Origin of the sequence: Micromonospora sp. WMMB482, from assembly GCF_019038635.1 — a bacterium.
GTDB lineage: Bacteria > Actinomycetota > Actinomycetes > Mycobacteriales > Micromonosporaceae > Micromonospora > Micromonospora marina.
In genome coordinates this window covers 569,129-586,141 of the sequence record NZ_JAHOPD010000020.1, presented here as the reverse complement: position 1 = coordinate 586,141, position 17,013 = coordinate 569,129, and the positions used below count along the sequence as shown (strand labels likewise).

At 75.2% G+C, this 17,013-nt stretch carries 11 protein-coding genes; 6 read left to right on the top strand and 5 right to left on the bottom strand.

The genetic code is table 11. The features are described 5' to 3' along the window. Position 1: 1 nt before the first annotated feature. Complete coding sequence (locus tag KSK32_RS03480) at positions 2–3,025, top strand: bifunctional [glutamine synthetase] adenylyltransferase/[glutamine synthetase]-adenylyl-L-tyrosine phosphorylase (protein ID WP_216928401.1); 3,024 nt, start codon at positions 2–4, stop codon at positions 3,023–3,025. 230 nt (positions 3,026–3,255) lie between these two features. Here the strand turns inward: KSK32_RS03480 and KSK32_RS03475 are convergent, their stop codons facing one another. After that, positions 3,256–4,887, bottom strand: a complete 1,632-nt coding sequence (locus tag KSK32_RS03475) for a hypothetical protein (protein ID WP_216928399.1) — start codon at positions 4,885–4,887, stop codon at positions 3,256–3,258. Positions 4,888–4,923: 36 nt separating this feature from the next. Between KSK32_RS03475 and mptB (KSK32_RS03470) the strand changes: the two genes are divergently transcribed. Together mptB (KSK32_RS03470) and mptB (KSK32_RS03465) are read left to right on the top strand one after the other, a co-directional pair. Next, complete coding sequence (gene mptB / locus KSK32_RS03470; protein WP_254186929.1) at positions 4,924–6,336, top strand: polyprenol phosphomannose-dependent alpha 1,6 mannosyltransferase MptB; 1,413 nt, start codon at positions 4,924–4,926, stop codon at positions 6,334–6,336. Positions 6,337–6,347: 11 nt separating this feature from the next. Next, entirely contained in the window at positions 6,348–7,835 is a 1,488-nt protein-coding gene (gene mptB / locus KSK32_RS03465) for a polyprenol phosphomannose-dependent alpha 1,6 mannosyltransferase MptB (protein ID WP_216928398.1), read from the top strand. A gap of 58 nt (positions 7,836–7,893) precedes the next feature. On the opposite strand, the gene glnA is transcribed toward mptB (KSK32_RS03465), so the two are convergent. Further along, on the bottom strand, positions 7,894–9,318 hold the full coding sequence (gene glnA / locus KSK32_RS03460) for a type I glutamate--ammonia ligase (RefSeq protein WP_216928396.1): 1,425 nt from the start codon (positions 9,316–9,318) through the stop codon (positions 7,894–7,896). A 129-nt stretch (positions 9,319–9,447) separates the two neighbouring features. Here glnA and KSK32_RS03455 point away from each other — a divergent pair, with 129 nt between their 5' ends. Next, on the top strand, positions 9,448–9,903 hold the full coding sequence (locus tag KSK32_RS03455) for an RDD family protein (protein WP_254186928.1): 456 nt from the start codon (positions 9,448–9,450) through the stop codon (positions 9,901–9,903). Positions 9,904–9,963: 60 nt separating this feature from the next. Here the strand turns inward: KSK32_RS03455 and KSK32_RS03450 are convergent, their stop codons facing one another. After that, positions 9,964–10,653: a DUF4191 domain-containing protein gene (locus tag KSK32_RS03450; protein WP_013287747.1), complete on the bottom strand. Its 690-nt coding sequence runs from the start codon at positions 10,651–10,653 to the stop codon at positions 9,964–9,966. A gap of 214 nt (positions 10,654–10,867) precedes the next feature. Here KSK32_RS03450 and KSK32_RS03445 point away from each other — a divergent pair, with 214 nt between their 5' ends. Together KSK32_RS03445 and KSK32_RS03440 are read left to right on the top strand one after the other, a co-directional pair. Next, positions 10,868–11,038, top strand: a complete 171-nt coding sequence (locus tag KSK32_RS03445; protein WP_216928394.1) for a hypothetical protein — start codon at positions 10,868–10,870, stop codon at positions 11,036–11,038. Positions 11,039–11,181: 143 nt separating this feature from the next. After that, entirely contained in the window at positions 11,182–14,100 is a 2,919-nt protein-coding gene (locus tag KSK32_RS03440) for a helix-turn-helix transcriptional regulator (protein WP_289256486.1), read from the top strand. A 56-nt stretch (positions 14,101–14,156) separates the two neighbouring features. Here KSK32_RS03440 and KSK32_RS03435 read toward each other — a convergent pair whose 3' ends face one another. Together KSK32_RS03435 and lipA are read right to left on the bottom strand one after the other, a co-directional pair. After that, the gene (locus KSK32_RS03435; protein ID WP_254186927.1) at positions 14,157–15,902 is read right to left on the bottom strand and encodes a DUF423 domain-containing protein; all 1,746 of its coding nucleotides are present in this window, start codon (positions 15,900–15,902) and stop codon (positions 14,157–14,159) included. 60 nt (positions 15,903–15,962) lie between these two features. After that, entirely contained in the window at positions 15,963–17,009 is a 1,047-nt protein-coding gene (gene lipA, locus KSK32_RS03430; protein ID WP_216928387.1) for a lipoyl synthase, read from the bottom strand. Positions 17,010–17,013 lie beyond the last annotated feature (4 nt).

Genomic DNA, 17,013 nt, shown 5'->3' with positions numbered 1-17,013 from the left:
GGTGACCCGGCCGGTCCGCGGGCGCCTGGCCCGCTACGGATTCGCCGAGGGCGACGGCGCCACCCGCGCCGCGGACCTGCTCGGTCCGGACGGGCTCGCCCTGTGGCGGCCCGACACCCAGGAGCCCGCCGACGACAGCGCCGCCGAGATGCTCGCCGCGCTGTCCCGCGCCGCCGACCCGGACCTGGCCCTGCGTCAGCTGCACCGGCTGGTCGAGTCCGAGCGGCGCTCCGGCGACGAGACCGCCGTACGCGACGCCCTGGCCGCCGACCCCGGGCTGCGCCGCCGGCTGATCGCGGTGCTCGGCGCCTCCTCGGCGCTCGGCGACCACCTGGTGGCCAACCCCGGGCAGTGGGCGGTGCTGGCGACCGAGCCGGACGGGCTCGCCCCCACCGCGGACGGGCGGCTCGACCTGAGCGTCGCGGCCCGGCTGACCGCAGTCACCGGCGCGGTCCCGCTGCTGCGGCAGGCGTACCGGCTCGCGCTGCTGCGGATCGCGGCGGCCGACCTGACCGGCGGGCGCGGCCTGGAGCAGACCATGGCGGCGCTGTCCGGGCTGGCCGACGCGACGCTGGCCGCCGCGTACGACATCGCCGCCGACGAGCTGCCGGAGGGCACGCCGCGCCCCCGGCTGGCAGTGGTGGCCATGGGCAAGTGCGGTGGCGACGAGCTGAACTACGTCTCCGACGTCGACGTCATCTTCGTCTCCGCGACCGACGACGACCTGCCCGCCGCGACCCAGATCGCCACCCGGCTGATCCAGATCTGCGGGCTGGTGGCCTGGCCGGTCGACGCGGCGCTGCGACCCGAGGGCAACCGGGGCCCGCTGGTCCGCACGCTCGCCAGCCACCTCGCCTACTACAGGCGCTGGGCCCGCACCTGGGAGTTCCAGGCGCTGCTCAAGGCCCGCCCGGCGGCCGGCGACCTGGAACTCGCAAAGGAGTGGATCGACGCGTTGGCCCCGCTCGTGTGGACCGCCGCCGAGCGCCCCGAGGCGGTCGAGGACGTCCGGTCGATGCGTCGCAAGATCCTCGACAACGTGCCGCCGAAGGAGCTGGAACGCGAGATCAAGCGCGGTCCGGGCGGGCTGCGCGACATCGAGTTCGCCGTCCAGCTGCTCCAGCTCGTGCACGGCCGGGGCGACGAGTCGCTGCGGGTGCCCGGCACCCTACCGGCGCTGCGCGCGCTCGTCGCCGGCGGCTACGTGGGCCGCGCCGACGGAGAGGCGCTGCTGCGCGGCTACCGCTTCCTGCGCGCCGTCGAGCACCGGCTCCAGCTCCAGGCGCTGCGCCGGACCCACACCGTGCCCACCGAACCGGCCGCGCTGCGCTGGCTCGCCGCCGCGCTCGGCTACGCGGCCACGCCGGGCCGCAGCGCCGTCGAGGAGTTCCGCGCCGAGTGGGTCACCCACGCGACAGAGGTACGCCGGCTGCACGCCAAACTGCTCTACCGGCCGCTGCTGGAAGCCGTGGCCCGGGTACCGGCCGAGGGGCTGCGCCTCACGCCCGAGGCGGCCCGCCACCGGCTGGAGGTGCTCGGCTTCGCCGACCCGGCCGGCGCGCTGCGGCACCTCCAGGCGCTCACCGGCGGGGTCAGCCGAACCGCCGCCATCCAGCGCACGCTGCTGCCGGTGCTGCTCGACGAGTTCGCCGACGCCCCCGAGCCGGACCGCGGTCTGCTCAACTACCGGCAGGTGTCCGACAAGCTCGGCAGCACCCCCTGGTACCTGCGCCTGCTGCGTGACTCCGGCCCGGTGGCGCGCCGGCTGGCCCGGGTGCTGTCGTCCTCCCGGTACGCGGCCGACATGCTGGCCCGCGAACCGGAGGCGCTGCGGCTGCTCGCCGAGGACAGCGAACTGACCCCGCGCCCGCGCGAGACGCTCGTCGAGGGATTCGCCGCCGCCGCCGCCCGGCACGACGACCCGGTCGAGGCGATCCGGGCGGTCCGCGCGCTGCGCCGCCGGGAGCTGGTCCGGATCGCCGCCGCCGACGTGCTCAGCCACGCCGGTTCGCTCGCCCCGCTCACCCCGCGCCCGGTCGGCGGCGGGGAACGCCGGCCCACAGTGGTGGACGTGGCGGCGGTCGGCACCGCGCTTTCCCACGTCGCCGACGCCACGCTGGCCGCCGCGCTGCGCGCCGCCCGTACCGTCCACCCCGGACCGCCCGGCCTGCGCTTCGCGGTGATCGGCATGGGCCGGCTCGGCGGGTACGAGTCGAACTACCTCTCCGACGCCGACGTGCTGTTCGTCTACGACCCGCCGCCCGGGGTGGAGGAGAGCGCCGCCAGCGCAGCCGCGCACGCCATCGCCGAGGAGCTGCGCCGGCTGCTGTCCGCGCCCGCTCCCGACCCGCCGCTGGGCGTCGACGCCGACCTGCGCCCCGAGGGCCGGCAGGGCCCGCTGGTCCGCAGCCTGGCCGCGTACGCCCAGTACTACGCGCGCTGGTCCCGCGTGTGGGAGGCGCAGGCGCTGCTGCGCGCCCGGTTCGTCTGCGGCGACGCGGACCTGGGCGCCGAGTTCGAGGCCATGATCGAGCCGGTGCGCTACCCGGCCGAGGGGCTGAGCCGCGAGCAGGTGGTCGAGATCCGCCGGATCAAGGCGCGGGTGGAGACCGAGCGGCTGCCCCGCGGCGCCGACCCGGCCACCCACACCAAGCTGGGCCGGGGCGGTCTGGCCGACGTCGAGTGGGCGGTGCAGTTGCTCCAGCTCCGGTACGCCGGTCAGGTGCCCGCCCTGCGCGGCACCCGTACGCTCGACGCCCTCGCCGCCGCCCGCGACGCCGGCCTGCTCGACCCCTCCGACGCCGCCGAACTGGCCGCCGGCTGGACGCTCGCCGCCGAGGTGCGCGACGCGCTGATGCTGGTACGCGGCCGGGCCGGGGACCAGTTGCCCCGGCACGGGGTGGAGCTGGCCGGGGTGGTGCGGCTGCTGGGACGCGAGGACCAGGGCGAGTTCCTCGACGAGTACCTGCGCACCGGCCGCCACTCCCGCGCAGTCGTCCAGCGAATCCTGGAGTCCCCCCTCTAGCCCTTCCCCTTCCGCCGCGCCCTCCCACCCCGCCCTCCCACCCCGCCCTCCGCGCCCCCGCACGCCGCCCCGCGCGGCGATCTTGCAGTTGCGGCCCCGCGCAGGCCGGATAGGCCCGATTTGCCGGGGCAGAAAGCGCAAGATCGCCACGCTCACGCCGCGCCCCTGAATGCCCGATCTCGGCGGGATCGGGATCGGGGGAGGGGGAGGGGAGGGGGAGGGGAGGGGGATCAGCTGGTGAGGGTGTAGGTGCCGGGTCGGGGGACCGTCACCGTTGTCCACTTGCCGGTCGGGGTGACTTCGGCGCCGCCTGAGGCGGTCAGCCAGCAGTCGTGGCGCACCCGGATCGGGATGGGGCCGGCGGCGGGAGCGCGGAACGTGATCGAGGCGCCGTCCTGGCGGACCAGCTCGCCCGGCGCGCCGACGAGCGGGGTCGGCTCGGCGACCGCGTACAGCTTCCAGTGCCGGTCCGACCAGACCTCGGCCAGGTACGGCTGGCCCGCCTCCACCAGCTTCGCCTCCGACGCCCCCACCCAGGAGAACTCGGCGTCTGGCACCGCCACGTACTGCACCGCGTTGTCGGCCAGCCAGTCCCGGTAGGTGACAGGGGTCAGCGGGACGCCGGTGCCGTCCGCGCCGGGCACCGTGGTGAAGAACAGCGCGTTGCGGTCGATGTCGGCCTGCCGCAGCCAGCCCCGGGCCAGCGGCACCTCGCCCATGTGGGCCGCCTCCCAGTAGTTGCGGGTCGGCGGCACCTCCACCCGCCCGGTGAGCCCGCGCCGGTCCAGTTCCGCGCGCAGCGGCGCGAAGTACGCCGGGTCGGCCGTCGGGTCGTCGGCGCTGCGCAGGTCGGCGGTGACCACCGGCGGCTGCCACCAGCAGACCACCGCCAGCAGCGCGGCCAGCCCGGCCGCGCCGACGACCCGGGAGCGCCGACCGGCAGGGCGCAGTCGATCGGCGAGCGGGGCGGGGAGCGTCGCGGCGGCGGCCAGCACCGGCAGCGCGAACATCACCACCAGGCGGGTGGCGTTCAGCCCGACCGGCGTGTGCAGCAGCGCCGACGCCAGCACCCCGGCCGCGGACAGCAGCGCGCCTGCCCGCACCGGCCGGTACGCCACGAGCGCCGCCACCACCAGGCTCGTCACCACGGCGTGCACGGTGTCGGCCGTGCTGATGTTCATCCAGCCGCCCTCGCCGAACAGCAGCCCGGTCACCGCCAGCGGCACGGCGGCCGGTACGGCGAGCAGCAGGCCGTCGGCGTACCGGCGGGTCAGCAGCAGCGCGACGCCGGCGAGCCCGACGAACAGCCCGGCCACCGGGCTGGCCGCGGAGGCGACCAGTGCGGCGGCGGCAGCGGCGGCGGCCGCCCAGACGCTCCGGCCGCCGTCGGCAGCGCCGAGACCGGCCGGCTCGGCGGCGGCCGGCCGGGTGCGTCGGGCGGGAACGGTGAGCGCCAGCAGCGCGGCCAGGCCGAACGCGACGCCGAGCGCGTAGGTGACCCGGCCGGAGACCAGGTTGCCGGCGATCGTGACCACACCCACCAGGCTGCCCAGCAGCGGTCGGGGCACCCGGACCCGCACCAGCAGGGCGGCGAACGCGGTGGCGGAGGCGAGCAGGGCGAGCGCGCCGGTGACGCGTACCCCGAGCAGGGCCATCAGCGGCGGCGAGACGAGGCTGTAGCCCCACGGGTGCACGCCGCCGTACCAGCGCAGGTCGACCAGGGCGGCCCCGTGCTCGGCGAAGAAGCCCGCGCGGGCCACCTGCGCCGACAGGTCCGAGCCGGTGGCCGGCAGCGCGAGGTAGAGCACGGCGAGGACGAGCGCCGACACGGCGGAGACCGCCACCACCCGACCGCCCCGCATCCCCACCTCCTGATCGCGAACCACCGTACTGGCAGCATGTCGGACGTGCCTCACCACCTCTCGCGCTGGATCGGCCTGGCGGGCTCCGTGCTGCTCGCCGTGGCCGCGTTCCTCGGCGGCGCCCTGCCCGACGGCGAGTTGCGTCCCACCCCGGTCAGCATCTGGCAGGGCCCGGACGGGCCGCTGATCATCGGGTTGTGGCTGGTCGGCACCGGGCTGCTGGCGTGGGCCTGGTGGTCGCTGCGGGACCGGGTGCCGTCGTCCCGGTGGGTGCTGGTCACCGTCGCGCTCTGGCTGCTGCCGATGCTGGTCGCGCCGCCGCTGGGCAGCCGCGACGTGTACGCGTACGCCTGCCAGGGCGCCAGCTTCTCGGCCGGGATCAACCCCTACGAGCATGGCGTGTCAGCGCTGCCCTGCCCCTGGCTGGACACCATCTCCTACATCTGGCGGGACACCCCGGCGCCGTACGGGCCGCTGTTCGTGCTGCTCGCCGGCGCGGTGGTGGAGGCCACCGGCTCGCTGCTCGGCGCCGTCGTGCTGTTCCGGGCGCTCGCCGTGGCCGGGGTGGCGCTCACCGCGTGGGCCCTGCCGGTGCTGGCCCGCCGCTGCGGGGTGCCGCCGCGGCGGGCGCTCTGGCTGGCGCTGGCCAGCCCGCTGGTCCCCGTGCACCTGGTCTCCGGCGCGCACAACGACGCGCTGATGATCGGCCTGCTCGTGGCCGGTCTCGCGGTGGTGGCGGCCCGTCCGGGCCGGCCCGGACCGCTGCTCGCCGGTGGGGCACTGCTCGGACTCGCCGCCGCCGTCAAGGTCACCGCGCTGGTCGTGATGCCGTTCGCCGCGCTGGCCGCGATCGCCGGGGCGTACCGGATCAGGACGCTCGTGCGCGACGGCGGGTGGGTGGTCGGCGGCTCGCTCGCGGCGCTCGCCGCGGCGACCGTCGCGTCCGGCCTGGGACTGGGGTTCGTCAGCGGGCTGGAACAGGGCGGGCTGGTGGTGGCCTGGACCTCGCCGCCGACCGCGGTCGGGCAGACCGTCGGCTACCTGCTGGCGCCGTTCGGCGTGCACGTCGACGCGCTGCCGGTGACCCGGGCGATCGGCATGGTCGTGCTGATCGCCGTGCTGATCTGGCTGTGGTTCCGGTCGTTCCGTCGCGGTGAACCGTTCTGGCACGCCGGCCTGGCGCTGACCGCCACCATCGCGCTCTCCCCGCTGTTCCACCCCTGGTACTGGCTGTGGCCGCTGGCGGTGCTCGCCGCCACCGCGCGCCGCACGCTCTGGTTCTCGATCGTCACCGTGGTGTCGTCGTTCCTGGTGCTGGCCGACGGCACCGGTTTACCCCGCTACACCAAGATGCCCGGTGCGCCCCTGATGACGCTGTTCGTGATCGGGCTGGTCGTGTGGTTGGTACGGTCGGCTCGCAAGGGCCGGCAGCCGGTTCCCGTGGACTGAGGAGAGCGCCGGTGAGCGAGCCCGACGGACCCGTCCGGCCGGTCGCCGCCGATCTCGCCCGTTACGCCGGCCTCGCCGGGGCCGTGCTGCTCACCGCCGCCGGATGGCTCGGCGGCGCGCTTCCCGGCACGCCGTCGCGCGGCACGCTCGCCGCGATCTGGGCGGCCCCGCACGGGCCGGTGGCGCTCGGCTGCTGGCTGGCCGGGACGTTACTGCTGGTGGGCGCCTGGTGGTCGCTGCGGTGGGGCGCCCCGTCCGGCCGGTGGGCGTACCTGACCGCCGGGCTCTGGTCGCTGCCGCTGCTCGCCGCGCCGCCGATCGGCAGCCGCGACGTCTACTCGTACGCCTGCCAGGGCTGGACGTGGACGCAGGGCCTCAGCCCGTACCGGGTGGGAGTCGCCGGGGCCGGCTGCCCGTGGACCGACTCGGTGTCGCCGATCTGGCGGGACACCCCGGCACCCTACGGGCCGTTCTTCGTGCTGCTGGCCGGGCTCGCAGTCCTCGCCGGTGGCGGCCTGGTCGGGACGATCGTGGCGCTGCGGCTGGTAGCGGTGGCCGGGGTGCTGCTGGCCGCGCTCTGCCTGCCCGGCCTGGCCCGCGCCGCCGGGGTGCCCACCCGCCGGGCCGCCTGGCTGGTGCTCGCCTGCCCACTCGTCGGAATCCACCTGGTGGCGGGCGCGCACAACGACGCGCTCGCGCTGGGGCTGCTCCTGCTCGGCCTGCTGGTGCTGGTCCGCCTGCCGGGCAGGCCGCGCGCGCTGCTGATCGCCGGGGTGCTGCTGGGCCTGGCCGTGGCGGTGAAGGCGGTCGCCGTCGTGGCGCTGCCGTTCGCGGCGCTCGCCGCCGTGCTCGGCCCCTACACGTGGCGGGCGCTGCTGCGCGACGGCGGTCAACTGGCCGCGTCGGTGCTCGGCACGCTGCTGGTCGTCTCGCTCGCCACCGGCCTCGGGCTGGGCTGGGTGGAAGGGCTCGGCCACAGCGGCGACTCGCAGCAGTGGACCTCCCCGCCCACAGCCGTCGGTCTCGTGATCGACTACGCCGGTGAACTGGCCGGGCAGCGGCCGGCAGCGGTGCCGGTGGTCCGGGCGGTCGCGCTGGTGCTGCTGGCCGGAACGCTCGTCGCGCTCTGGTGGCGGGCGTGGACGACGCTACGGCGGCTCGACGACGCCCGGCAGCGGGTGGCCCGGCTGACGCGCGCCCGCCCCCGGGTGGCGCTGCTCGGCGCAGGGCTGGCGCTCGCCGCCACGGTGCTGCTCGCGCCGGTCTTCCATCCCTGGTACGCGATCTGGCCGCTGACCCTGCTCGCGGTCGCGGCGGTGCCGCTGGCCCGGCAGGTCTGGTTCGTGGCGCCCTGCGCGGTCGCGTCGGCGCTCACCCTGCCGGACGGATCCAACCTGGCCCGGTTCAGCAAGGCGCCCGGCGCGGTGCTGATGGCGGTGCTGGTGGTGGTCGTCGCGGTGGCCGGCCTCCGGACCGCGCTGCGCCGCCACACCGCATGAGACGGCCGGGCCGGCTCCGCCGTCGCGGAGCCGGCCCGGCCGGTGCTGACGAGCGTGCTCAGCAGTCGAAGTACATCGCGAACTCGTGCGGGGTCGGGCGCAGACGCACCGGGTCGACCTCGTTGGCCCGCTTCCAGTCGACCCAGGTGGAGATCAGGTCGGGCGTGAACACGCCACCGTCGAGCAGGTAGTCGTGGTCGGCCTCCAGCGCGTTGAGCACCTCCGGCAGCGAGCCCGGGACCTGCTTGACGTCGCCCCACTCCTCCGGCGGGAGGTCGTAGAGGTCCTTGTCGATCGGCGCCGGGGGCTCGATCTTGTTCTTGATGCCGTCCAGGCCGGCCATCATCATGGCCGAGAACGCCAGGTACGGGTTGCTGGACGGGTCCGGGACGCGGAACTCGACGCGCTTGGCCTTGGGGTTGCTGCCGGTGACCGGGATGCGGGTGCAGGCGGAGCGGTTGCGCTGCGAGTAGACCAGGTTCACCGGCGCCTCGAAGCCCGGCACCAGGCGACGGTAGGAGTTGATCGTCGGGTTGGTGAAGGCGAGCAGCGAGGGGGCGTGGTGCAGGAGGCCGCCGATGTACCAGCGGGCGGTGTCGGACAGGCCGGCGTAGCCGGTCTCGTCGTAGAACAGCGGTTCGCCGCCGCGCCAGAGGCTCTGGTGGGTGTGCATGCCGGAGCCGTTGTCACCGAACAGCGGCTTGGGCATGAACGTGGCGGTCTTGCCGGCGGCCCAGGTCTCGTTCTTGACGATGTACTTGAACATCTGGAGCTGGTCGGCGGCGTGCAGCAGGGTGGAGAACCTGTAGTTGATCTCCGACTGGCCGGCGGTGCCGACCTCGTGGTGCGAGCGCTCGACGGTGAAGCCGCCGTCGACGAGGCGCCGCACGATCCGGTCGCGCAGGTCGGCGTAGTGGTCGACCGGGGGCACCGGGAAGTAGCCGCCCTTGTAGGCGGTCTTGTAGCCGCGGTTGCCGCCCTCCTCGATCCGGCCGCTGTTCCAGGCGCCCTCGATCGAGTCGATGTAGTAGAACGACTGGTGCGCCGAGGTCTCGTGGCGGATCGAGTCGAAGATGTAGAACTCCGCCTCGGCGCCGAAGTAGGCGGTGTCGGCGATGCCGCTCGCCGCGAGGTACGCCTCGGCCTTCTTCGCCACGTTGCGCGGATCCCGGGAGTACGCCTCCCGGGTGAACGGGTCGTGGATGAAGAAGTTCAGCGCCAGCGTCTTCTGCGCCCGGAACGGGTCGATGAAGGCGGTGGCGACGTCCGGCAGCAGCAGCATGTCGGACTCGTGGATGGCCTGGAAGCCGCGGATCGAGGATCCGTCGAAGGCGAGGCCGTCGGTGAACACGCTGTCGTCGAACGACTCGACCGGCAGGTTGAAGTGCTGCATCACGCCGGGCAGGTCACAGAAACGTACGTCGACGAACTTCACGTCCTCGTTGGCGAGGTATCGCAGGAGTTCCTCGGAATTGGCGAACACACGTCCTCCTGGCAGGTCCACTCCGGTAGCTGGCTACTGGCGACGCTATGGCCGGGGGGTTGCCCGGCCGTGTCTCGTCTGTTTCCGCCGTGTTACGTCGCTTGCGGAGCGTCATCCCGGCACGCTCTGATGCTGTATGTCGTATTTTTCGCCAGGAGTCGCGGCGGCGCTACCCTGGCCGCTGTGACCGATACCGCCGCCACGCCGGTGCCGCCCGCCACCGACCCCGCCTTCACCCCGCCCAGCCTCGGCCGCCGCTTCGGCGCCCTGATCATCGACTGGGTGCTGTGCCTGATGGTCGCCCGGGCCTTCTCCGACCCGGTCCGCGACGGCTGGCCGCCGGTCCTGGTGCTGATCCTGGAGTACGGCTTCTTCATCGGCCTGTTCGCCCAGACCCCCGGCATGTACCTGACCCGGCTGCGCTGCGTGTCCTGGGCCGACGGCGGCCGGATCGGGCTGCTCCGGGGACTGCTGCGCGGCCTCCTGCTGGCCCTCGTGGTGCCGGCCCTGCTCATGGACGAGCACCGGCGCGGCCTGCACGACCGGCTCGCCGGGTCGGTCGTCACCGACGCCCCGCGCCGCTGACCCGCACGAAGAAGGAGCCGGCCCCGCACGGGACCGGCTCCCTTCCGCGTACGCCGGAGGTCAGCGACCCCGGGTCTGCCGGAACGCGCCACGCGCCGGCCGCATGTTCTTCGGGATCGCGCCCTTGGGCATCTGCGGCCGCGCGGTGAGCGCCTTGAGCCGCTTGTCGAGGGCGTTGACGTCCTTCGGGGACAGGGCACGCGGCAGCCGCATCAGCGTCATCCGCAGCTTGCGGACCGGCAGCTCACCCTCGCCCTGCCCGATCACGTAGTCGTGCAGCGGAGCCGTGCCGATCACCTTCGCCAGGCGGCGCTTCTCCTGGCCGAGCAGGCCGCGGACGCGCTGCGGGTTGCCCTCGGCCAGCAGGATCACGCCCTGCCGGCCCACCACCAGGTGCACCATGTCCATCTGGGTGGTGGAGCTGACCGCCGGAGTGACCCGCCAGTCGCCGCGCATGCTCTCCATGATCTGCGCCGCCGCGCCCGGCTGCCCCTCGGCGGCGTTCATCATCGCCTTGTTGGAGCGCAGGTTGAGCACGATCAGCACGGCGAGCAGGGCGAGCAGGATGCCGATCGGCAGCCAGATCCAGCCCCAGGCGATCACCGCGACCACGGTGAGCGCGAGCGGGATCAGTACCGCCGCGGCGGTCAGCGGCGCGAACCACTTGTCCTGCTTGGCGGTGAACCGGAACACCATCCCGATCTGCTTCAGCCGCTGGCCGAACGAGACCTTCTCCTGGGGCTTTGCCATACCGCAGAGTCTAGTGGTCGGCGCGCATCGCGTTGATCCGTGGCCGCCCCTTCCGCCGGGGCTGAGTACCTTACCGCCGTACCGGGCCGAACCGGCCCACCGGTAAGGAGGCGGAGGGGCCGAAGATCAGGCGGCGTACCCATGCCCCGGGGGCACCTTCGCGCGGAGAGTCGATCTCGACAGGGAACGACACCGCACGACGAGGGAGACCGAGATGTTCGGCAACGACGCGGACTTCATCCTCAGCATCCACCGCAGCCACGCCTCCGAGTTGCAGGCCGACGCCGCGCAGGACCGGCTCGCCCGGTCGCTGCCCCGCCGGCACCCGCGCGGCTGGCTCGGCCGCCGACAGCGCAGCGCCCGCACCACCGACGCCCGCCGGTGACGGCCGTCGTCGGGTTCGTGGGCGCTGCCGGTGCCGTGGGGAAGTTCGCCGGTCCGGCCGTCACGGGGGCGGCCGGACCGGCGGCCTTCCGCGGTCCGATCGGCCCGGCCGGGCCGTCGGGGGGCCGTGGCATGCTCGACGGCGTGACCGTACGCGCCGCCAGCACCGTCCTCGTCGGCCGCCGGCGTGAGCTGACCGCGCTCGGCGACGCGCTGGCCCGATCCCGGTCCGGCGAGCCGGCGACGGTGCTCGTCGGCGGCGAGGCGGGTGTCGGCAAGACCCGGCTGCTGGAGGAGTTCGGCACGCAGGTGGACGCCGCCGGCGCGCGGCTGCTCGTCGGTCAGTGCCTGGAACTGGGCGAGGCCGGCCTGCCGTTCGCCCCGTTCGCCGCCGCGCTGCGCGACGTGCTGCGCCACGACGGGCCGGCCGCCTTCGCCGGCTACGAGTCGGAGTTCGCCCGACTGCTGCCGGAACTGGCCCGGATGCCCGCAGGTGTCGCCGCGCCCGCCGGGCCGGCCCTCGCCGACACCCCGCGCGGTTACCTGTTCGACCTGGTCGCCGACCTGTTCCGGCGGCTCGCCGAGGAACGCCCGCTGGTGCTGGTGATCGAGGATCTGCACTGGGCCGACCGGTCCACCCGCGATCTGATCGGCTTCGTGGTGCGGGCCGCCCGCGCCACCCGCCTGCTCGTCGTCTGCACCTACCGCACCGACGAGCTGCACCGCGGGCACCCGCTGCGGCCGTTCCTCGCCGAACTGGACCGGGTCCGCGGTGTGGACCGGATCGAGCTGGGCCGCCTCGACCGCGACGGCACCGCCGCCGTGCTGGCCGACCTGCTCGGCACCGAGCAGTACGCCCGGACCGTGGACGACGTGCACGAACGCACCCAGGGCAATCCGTTCTTCATCGAGGAGCTGACCGCCGCCGGTGGCCCGGTCGGCTGCGCGGCCATCCCGGAGACGCTGCGCGACCTGCTGCTGGCCCGCGTCGACCGGCTGCCCGAGCCGGCCCAGCGGGTGCTGCGGATCGCCGCCGCCGGGGGTACCCGGTTCGCCCACCAGCTGCTCGCCGAGGTGGCCGGCCTGCCCGAGGCCGAGCTGGAGGACGCGCTGCGCGCCGCCGTCGCCGGTCAGCTCGTGGTGGCCGACCCGGACGGCGACTACGAGTTCCGGCACGCGCTGGTCCGCGAGGCCGTGCACGACGACCTGCTGCCCGGCGAGCACGCGCGGCTGCACGCCCGCTACGCCGCCGCGATCGAGGCCCAACCGCACCTGGTCGCCGCCGGTCGCGCGCCGGCCGAGATCGCCCACCACTGGTACGCGGCGCACGACCACCCGCGCGCGCTCACCGCGGCCCGGTCCGCCGCCGAGGCGGCGGCCGAACGGTGCGCGTACGCCGAGCAGAGCCGGCTGCTGGAGCGCGTCCTCGAACTGTGGGAGCAGGTGCCCGACGCCGCCGACCGGCTCGGCGTGGACCACCTGCGGGTACTGGAGGACACGCTCACCGCGGCGGTCACCGCCGGAGACCTCAGCCGGGCGCTGACGCTCACCCGGGCCGCGCTGGCCGAGGTCGACTCCGACGCCGAACCGCTGCGCGCCGCCCGCCTGCTCGACCAGCGGGGCCGGCTGTTCGCGCTGCTCGGCAAGAGCGACGGCGCGCCGGAGCTGCGCGAGGCGTACCGGCTGGCGGCCGCCGCGCCGCACGGCCCGGAACGCCTCGGCGTGCTCGCCGACATCGCGTCGCACCTGATGAAGGTCGATCCCCGGGAGGCCGCCTCGGTCGCCGCCGAGGCCGCGGCCGGCGCGTCCGAGGTCGGCACCGATTTGGTGCTGCTGCCCACCCGGATCGCCCTGCTGCACCGCCTCGACGGCACCCCGGAGCGCGGGCTGGCCGAGCTGCGCGGGGTCGAGGCGCGGGCCCGCGCCGCGGGCGACTCCTGGGCCCTGGTCAGCGCGCTGGTCTTCCTCTCCGACGTGCTCTACGAGCTGGGCCGCTACGACGAGTCCGAACAGGCCGCCGCGGCCGGGGTGAGCGAGGCGCGCCGGGTCGGCATCAGCCGCTCGATCGGGGCGTACCTGCTGTCGAACCGGGCCGAGGCGCTGATCGCGCTGGGCCGCTGGGACGAGGCGGACGCCACCTGCGCCGAGGCGGCCCGCATCGACCCGCCCGGTGTGTCCGGGCTGCACTGGCTGCAGCTGCGCGCCGGGCTCCACCTGGCCCGCGCCCATCCCGCCGCCGACGAGGTCGTCGGGCGGGCGCTGGCGTTCCTGGGCCGGCCCTACCTCTGGCCGAACCACCGGCTGCCGCTGCACGAGCTGCGCGTGGAGGCCGCGCTCGCCGCCGACGACAAGCCGGAGGCGGTACGCGCGGCCCGCGCCGCCCTGGCCGACGCGCACCTGACCGACCTGCCCCGCGAGGGCTGGCCGGTGCTGAACGCGCTCGCGCGTACCGCCGCGCTGACCGGGGACGCGACGCTGGCCGCCGAGGTGTCCACGGTGGCCGCCGCGCTGCCCGCCCGGCACCCGGCCGAGCAGGCCCACGCCGCACACGTCACCGCGATCCTGGGCGGCGTGGCGCCGACCGCCGGCGCGCTCACCGCGTGGCGGGTGGCCGTGGCGGCGTGGCGGGCGGCCGGACAGCCGTACCCGTTGGGCCGGGCGCTGCTCGGGCTGGCCGAGGCAGCCGCGGCGGTGGGTGAGCGGGACGACGTGGCCGCCGCGGTACGGGAGACGGCCGAGTTGGCCGCCCGGCTGGGCGCCACCCCGTTGGCCGAGCAGGCGGCGACGCTGGCCCGCCGGGTCGGGCTGCGGGGCACCGGGCGACCCGGGCCGGACCTGCTGACCAGCCGGGAGCAGGAGGTGCTGCGGCTGGTCGCCGAGGGGCACAGCAACAGCCGGATCGCCGAGCGCCTGTTCATCTCGCCGAAGACGGCGAGCGTGCACGTGTCGCGGATCATCGCCAAGCTCGACGTGACCAACCGGGTGGAGGCGGCCGCGCTGGCCCACCGCCTCGGCCTGCTCGGCCGGCCGTCACCCGCCCCGGCCCAGCGTCGCGCCCGGTAGCGCGCCGGTCCGCGCCGGTCCGGTCCGCGCCGGCCGGTGACCGCGCCGGGTCCGGGTCAGCGGCGCGGCAGGTAGATCCGCCAGCCGGCCACCGCGACGACGTCGAGCGCCCCCGATTCGGCGCCGACGCGCTCGTCCAGCCGCGCGGCCAGCGGCGAGCCGACCGGTGCCACCCACGCCGCGTCCGGGTCGGCGGCCACCTCCCGCCGGTACGCGGGCAGCCTGTCGAAACCGGGGCTCAGGTCGTCGTCGACCACGGCGCAGACCACGTTCTCGCCGGTCGCGTAGGTGAGCCGGTTGCACGTCCAGTAGCCGCCGCGGACGTTCCGCACGTCGAGCGCGCCGAGCGTGTCCACGAGCGACCGGTGCCGGTCGGCCTCGGCGTGCACGGCGGGCGCGGTCCGCACCACGTCCACAGTGGCCGCCACCCCGGTGCCGAGCACCCCCGCGAGAACCGCCAGCGCCCCGACCCCCGCCATCCGGGCCCTCCTCCCGCCCGTCTCCTTGATCGACTCCACTTCGGGGGGATGGCGGTATCCGCCCTCCTCCGATGCCGCCACCTCGGCGAACTGGCGTTCGGCGGGTCGGTCCGATGCCGCCACCTCGGCGAACTGGCGACGCCCCGTCAGCCGGCGGGCGGCGAGCGGGCGGGCGGCCTGCCACAGTGGCCAGAGCAGGGCCGGCACGGCTACCGCCAGGCACGACAGGTAACGGCTGCTCTCGATCGGCGTCTGCCCGGCCGCGTTGCTCACCGCGTACGCGGCGAGGATCCCGGCCGCGCCGCCGAGCAGCGCCAGCCGCACCCCGGCCGACACCCGCTCCGCCGAGCCCGGACCGCCGGAAGGCCGGCGCAGGGTGTGCCACGCGGTGAGCGCGGCGAGCACCAGCAGCACCGGGAACGCGACAGCCCACCAGAGCTGCCAGGTGGCACACCGGCCGGGCGAGCAGAAACCCGTCGCCAGCGACGGACCGAGGACCAGCGCGCCGTGCAGCCGGTCCGACCAGTCCGCCGGCGCGTCCGAGCCACCGGCCGCCAGCACCGCGGTCGCCGGGTTGCGGCCGTGCCGGATGCTGTCCACGAGCATCGGCGCCGCGCCCAGCAGCAGCGCCCCGGTCAGCACCACCCCGGCCCGCCCGGCCAGTTCCCGGCCCCGCCGGGCCACCAGCAGCGCGCCGAGCGTCAGCACGTACGGCAGGATCAGCGGGTCCACCCAGAGCAGCACCCCGGAGATCAGGCCCCAGGCCGCCCAGCGGGGCAGCCGCGCACTCGCCCCGGTCACGCAGAGCCCGGCCGTCAGCAGCGCCAGCGCCGCACCGGCCGGGTTCAGCTCCGGATAGCCGCCACCGGCGATCAGCTGGTTCTTCACCACCCGGTCCGAGCCGAGCGCCAGCACGGCGACGACGAGCAGGGCGTACCAGCGGTCGCCGCCGAGCCGCCGGGTCAGCCGCCAGGACAGCAGCAGGAACAACGCGTACAGCGCCAGTGTGGGCAGCCGCAGCACGAGCACCGACGGCCCGGCCAGCGCGACCAGCGGCGCGGCCAGGTACGCCTCCAGCGTGCCCATGTACGCCTGGCCGTAGAACCACACCGGGAAGCCGTCGCCCCGGGCGATGTGCAGGGCGGCCAGCCCCATCGTCGCCTCGTCGCTGTTCGTGGGCGGAACGTCGGCGAACAGCAGCGCCAGCCGGTAGCCCACTCCGGCGAACCCGACGAGCAGGGCGAGCAGTGCCGGCAACGGCAGCCGCCGGGGCGTACGAGGGCGCGCTGTCTCGCGTGGCTCCTCGCGTACCCCGGCGGTCATGCCTGTGATCATGGCATCCGGCGGGTGGCCGACGGTGGGTGACGCGGCGGCCGGCGGGCCTCAGCCGGCGACGGCGACCTGCTCGCGGGCGGCGAGCGCCTGCTGGTAGAGCCGGCCCGCCCGGTACGACGAGCGGACCAGCGGGCCGCTCATCACGCCCGCGAAGCCGATCTCCTCGGCCTCGTCGCGCAGCTCGACGAACTCCTCCGGCTTGACCCAGCGGGTCACCGGGTGGTGCCGGGGGGAGGGCCGCAGGTACTGCGTGATGGTGATCAGCTCGCAGCCCGCCTCGTGCAGGTCGCGCAGCGCCTGGGACACCTCGGCGCGCTCCTCGCCCATGCCGAGGATCAGGTTGCTCTTGGTGACCAGGCCGTCGGCCCGCGCCTGGCGGATCACGTCAAGCGAACGCTCGTAGCGGAACGCCGGGCGGATCCGCTTGAAGATGCGCGGCACGGTCTCCACGTTGTGCGCCAGCACCTCGGGCCGCGAGCCGAAGACCTCGGCGAGCTGCTCGGGTACGGCGTTGAAGTCGGGGATCAGCAGCTCGACACCACAGCCGGACTGCAGCGCGTGGATCTGCCGGACCGTCTCGGCGTAGAGCCAGGCCCCGCCGTCGGGCAGGTCGTCGCGGGCGACACCGGTGATGGTCGCGTAACGCAGACCCATCGCCGCGACCGACTCGGCGACGCGCCGCGGCTCGTCGGCGTCGAACTCGGCCGGCTTGCCGGTGTCGATCTGGCAGAAGTCGCAGCGCCGGGTGCACTGGTCACCACCGATGAGGAAGGTGGCCTCCCGGTCCTCCCAGCACTCGTAGATGTTGGGGCACCCGGCCTCCTGGCACACGGTGTGCAGCCCTTCGCGCGAGACGAGCCCGCGCAACTGGGTGTACTCCGGGCCCATCTTGGCCTTCACCTTGATCCACGGCGGCTTGCGCTCGATCGGCGTCTCGGCGTTGCGTGCCTCGATCCGCAGCATGCGCCGCCCCTCCGGGGCGACCGTCGCGGGGCGCGCAGGCTGCTCAGTCGTCGGCGCGGATTGCTCGATCGTCACAAAACCGAGCGTACGCCGGTCGGCGCCGGTCGATGAACGGCGGGCGACGGCCGTCACGCCG

What these genes read in the sequence shown, in the direction of transcription:
- KSK32_RS03475 (WP_216928399.1), bottom strand. Translation starts at nt 4,887, where the DNA reads ATGCGGGGCGGTCGGGTGGTGGCGGTCTCCGCCGTGTCGGCGCTCGTC.
- mptB (WP_254186929.1), top strand. Translation starts at nt 4,924, where the DNA reads ATGTCGGACGTGCCTCACCACCTCTCGCGCTGGATCGGCCTGGCGGGC.
- KSK32_RS03455 (WP_254186928.1), top strand. Translation starts at nt 9,448, where the DNA reads ATGCTGTATGTCGTATTTTTCGCCAGGAGTCGCGGCGGCGCTACCCTG.
- KSK32_RS03450 (WP_013287747.1), bottom strand. Translation starts at nt 10,653, where the DNA reads ATGGCAAAGCCCCAGGAGAAGGTCTCGTTCGGCCAGCGGCTGAAGCAG.
- KSK32_RS03445 (WP_216928394.1), top strand. Translation starts at nt 10,868, where the DNA reads ATGTTCGGCAACGACGCGGACTTCATCCTCAGCATCCACCGCAGCCAC.
- KSK32_RS03435 (WP_254186927.1), bottom strand. Translation starts at nt 15,902, where the DNA reads ATGACCGCCGGGGTACGCGAGGAGCCACGCGAGACAGCGCGCCCTCGT.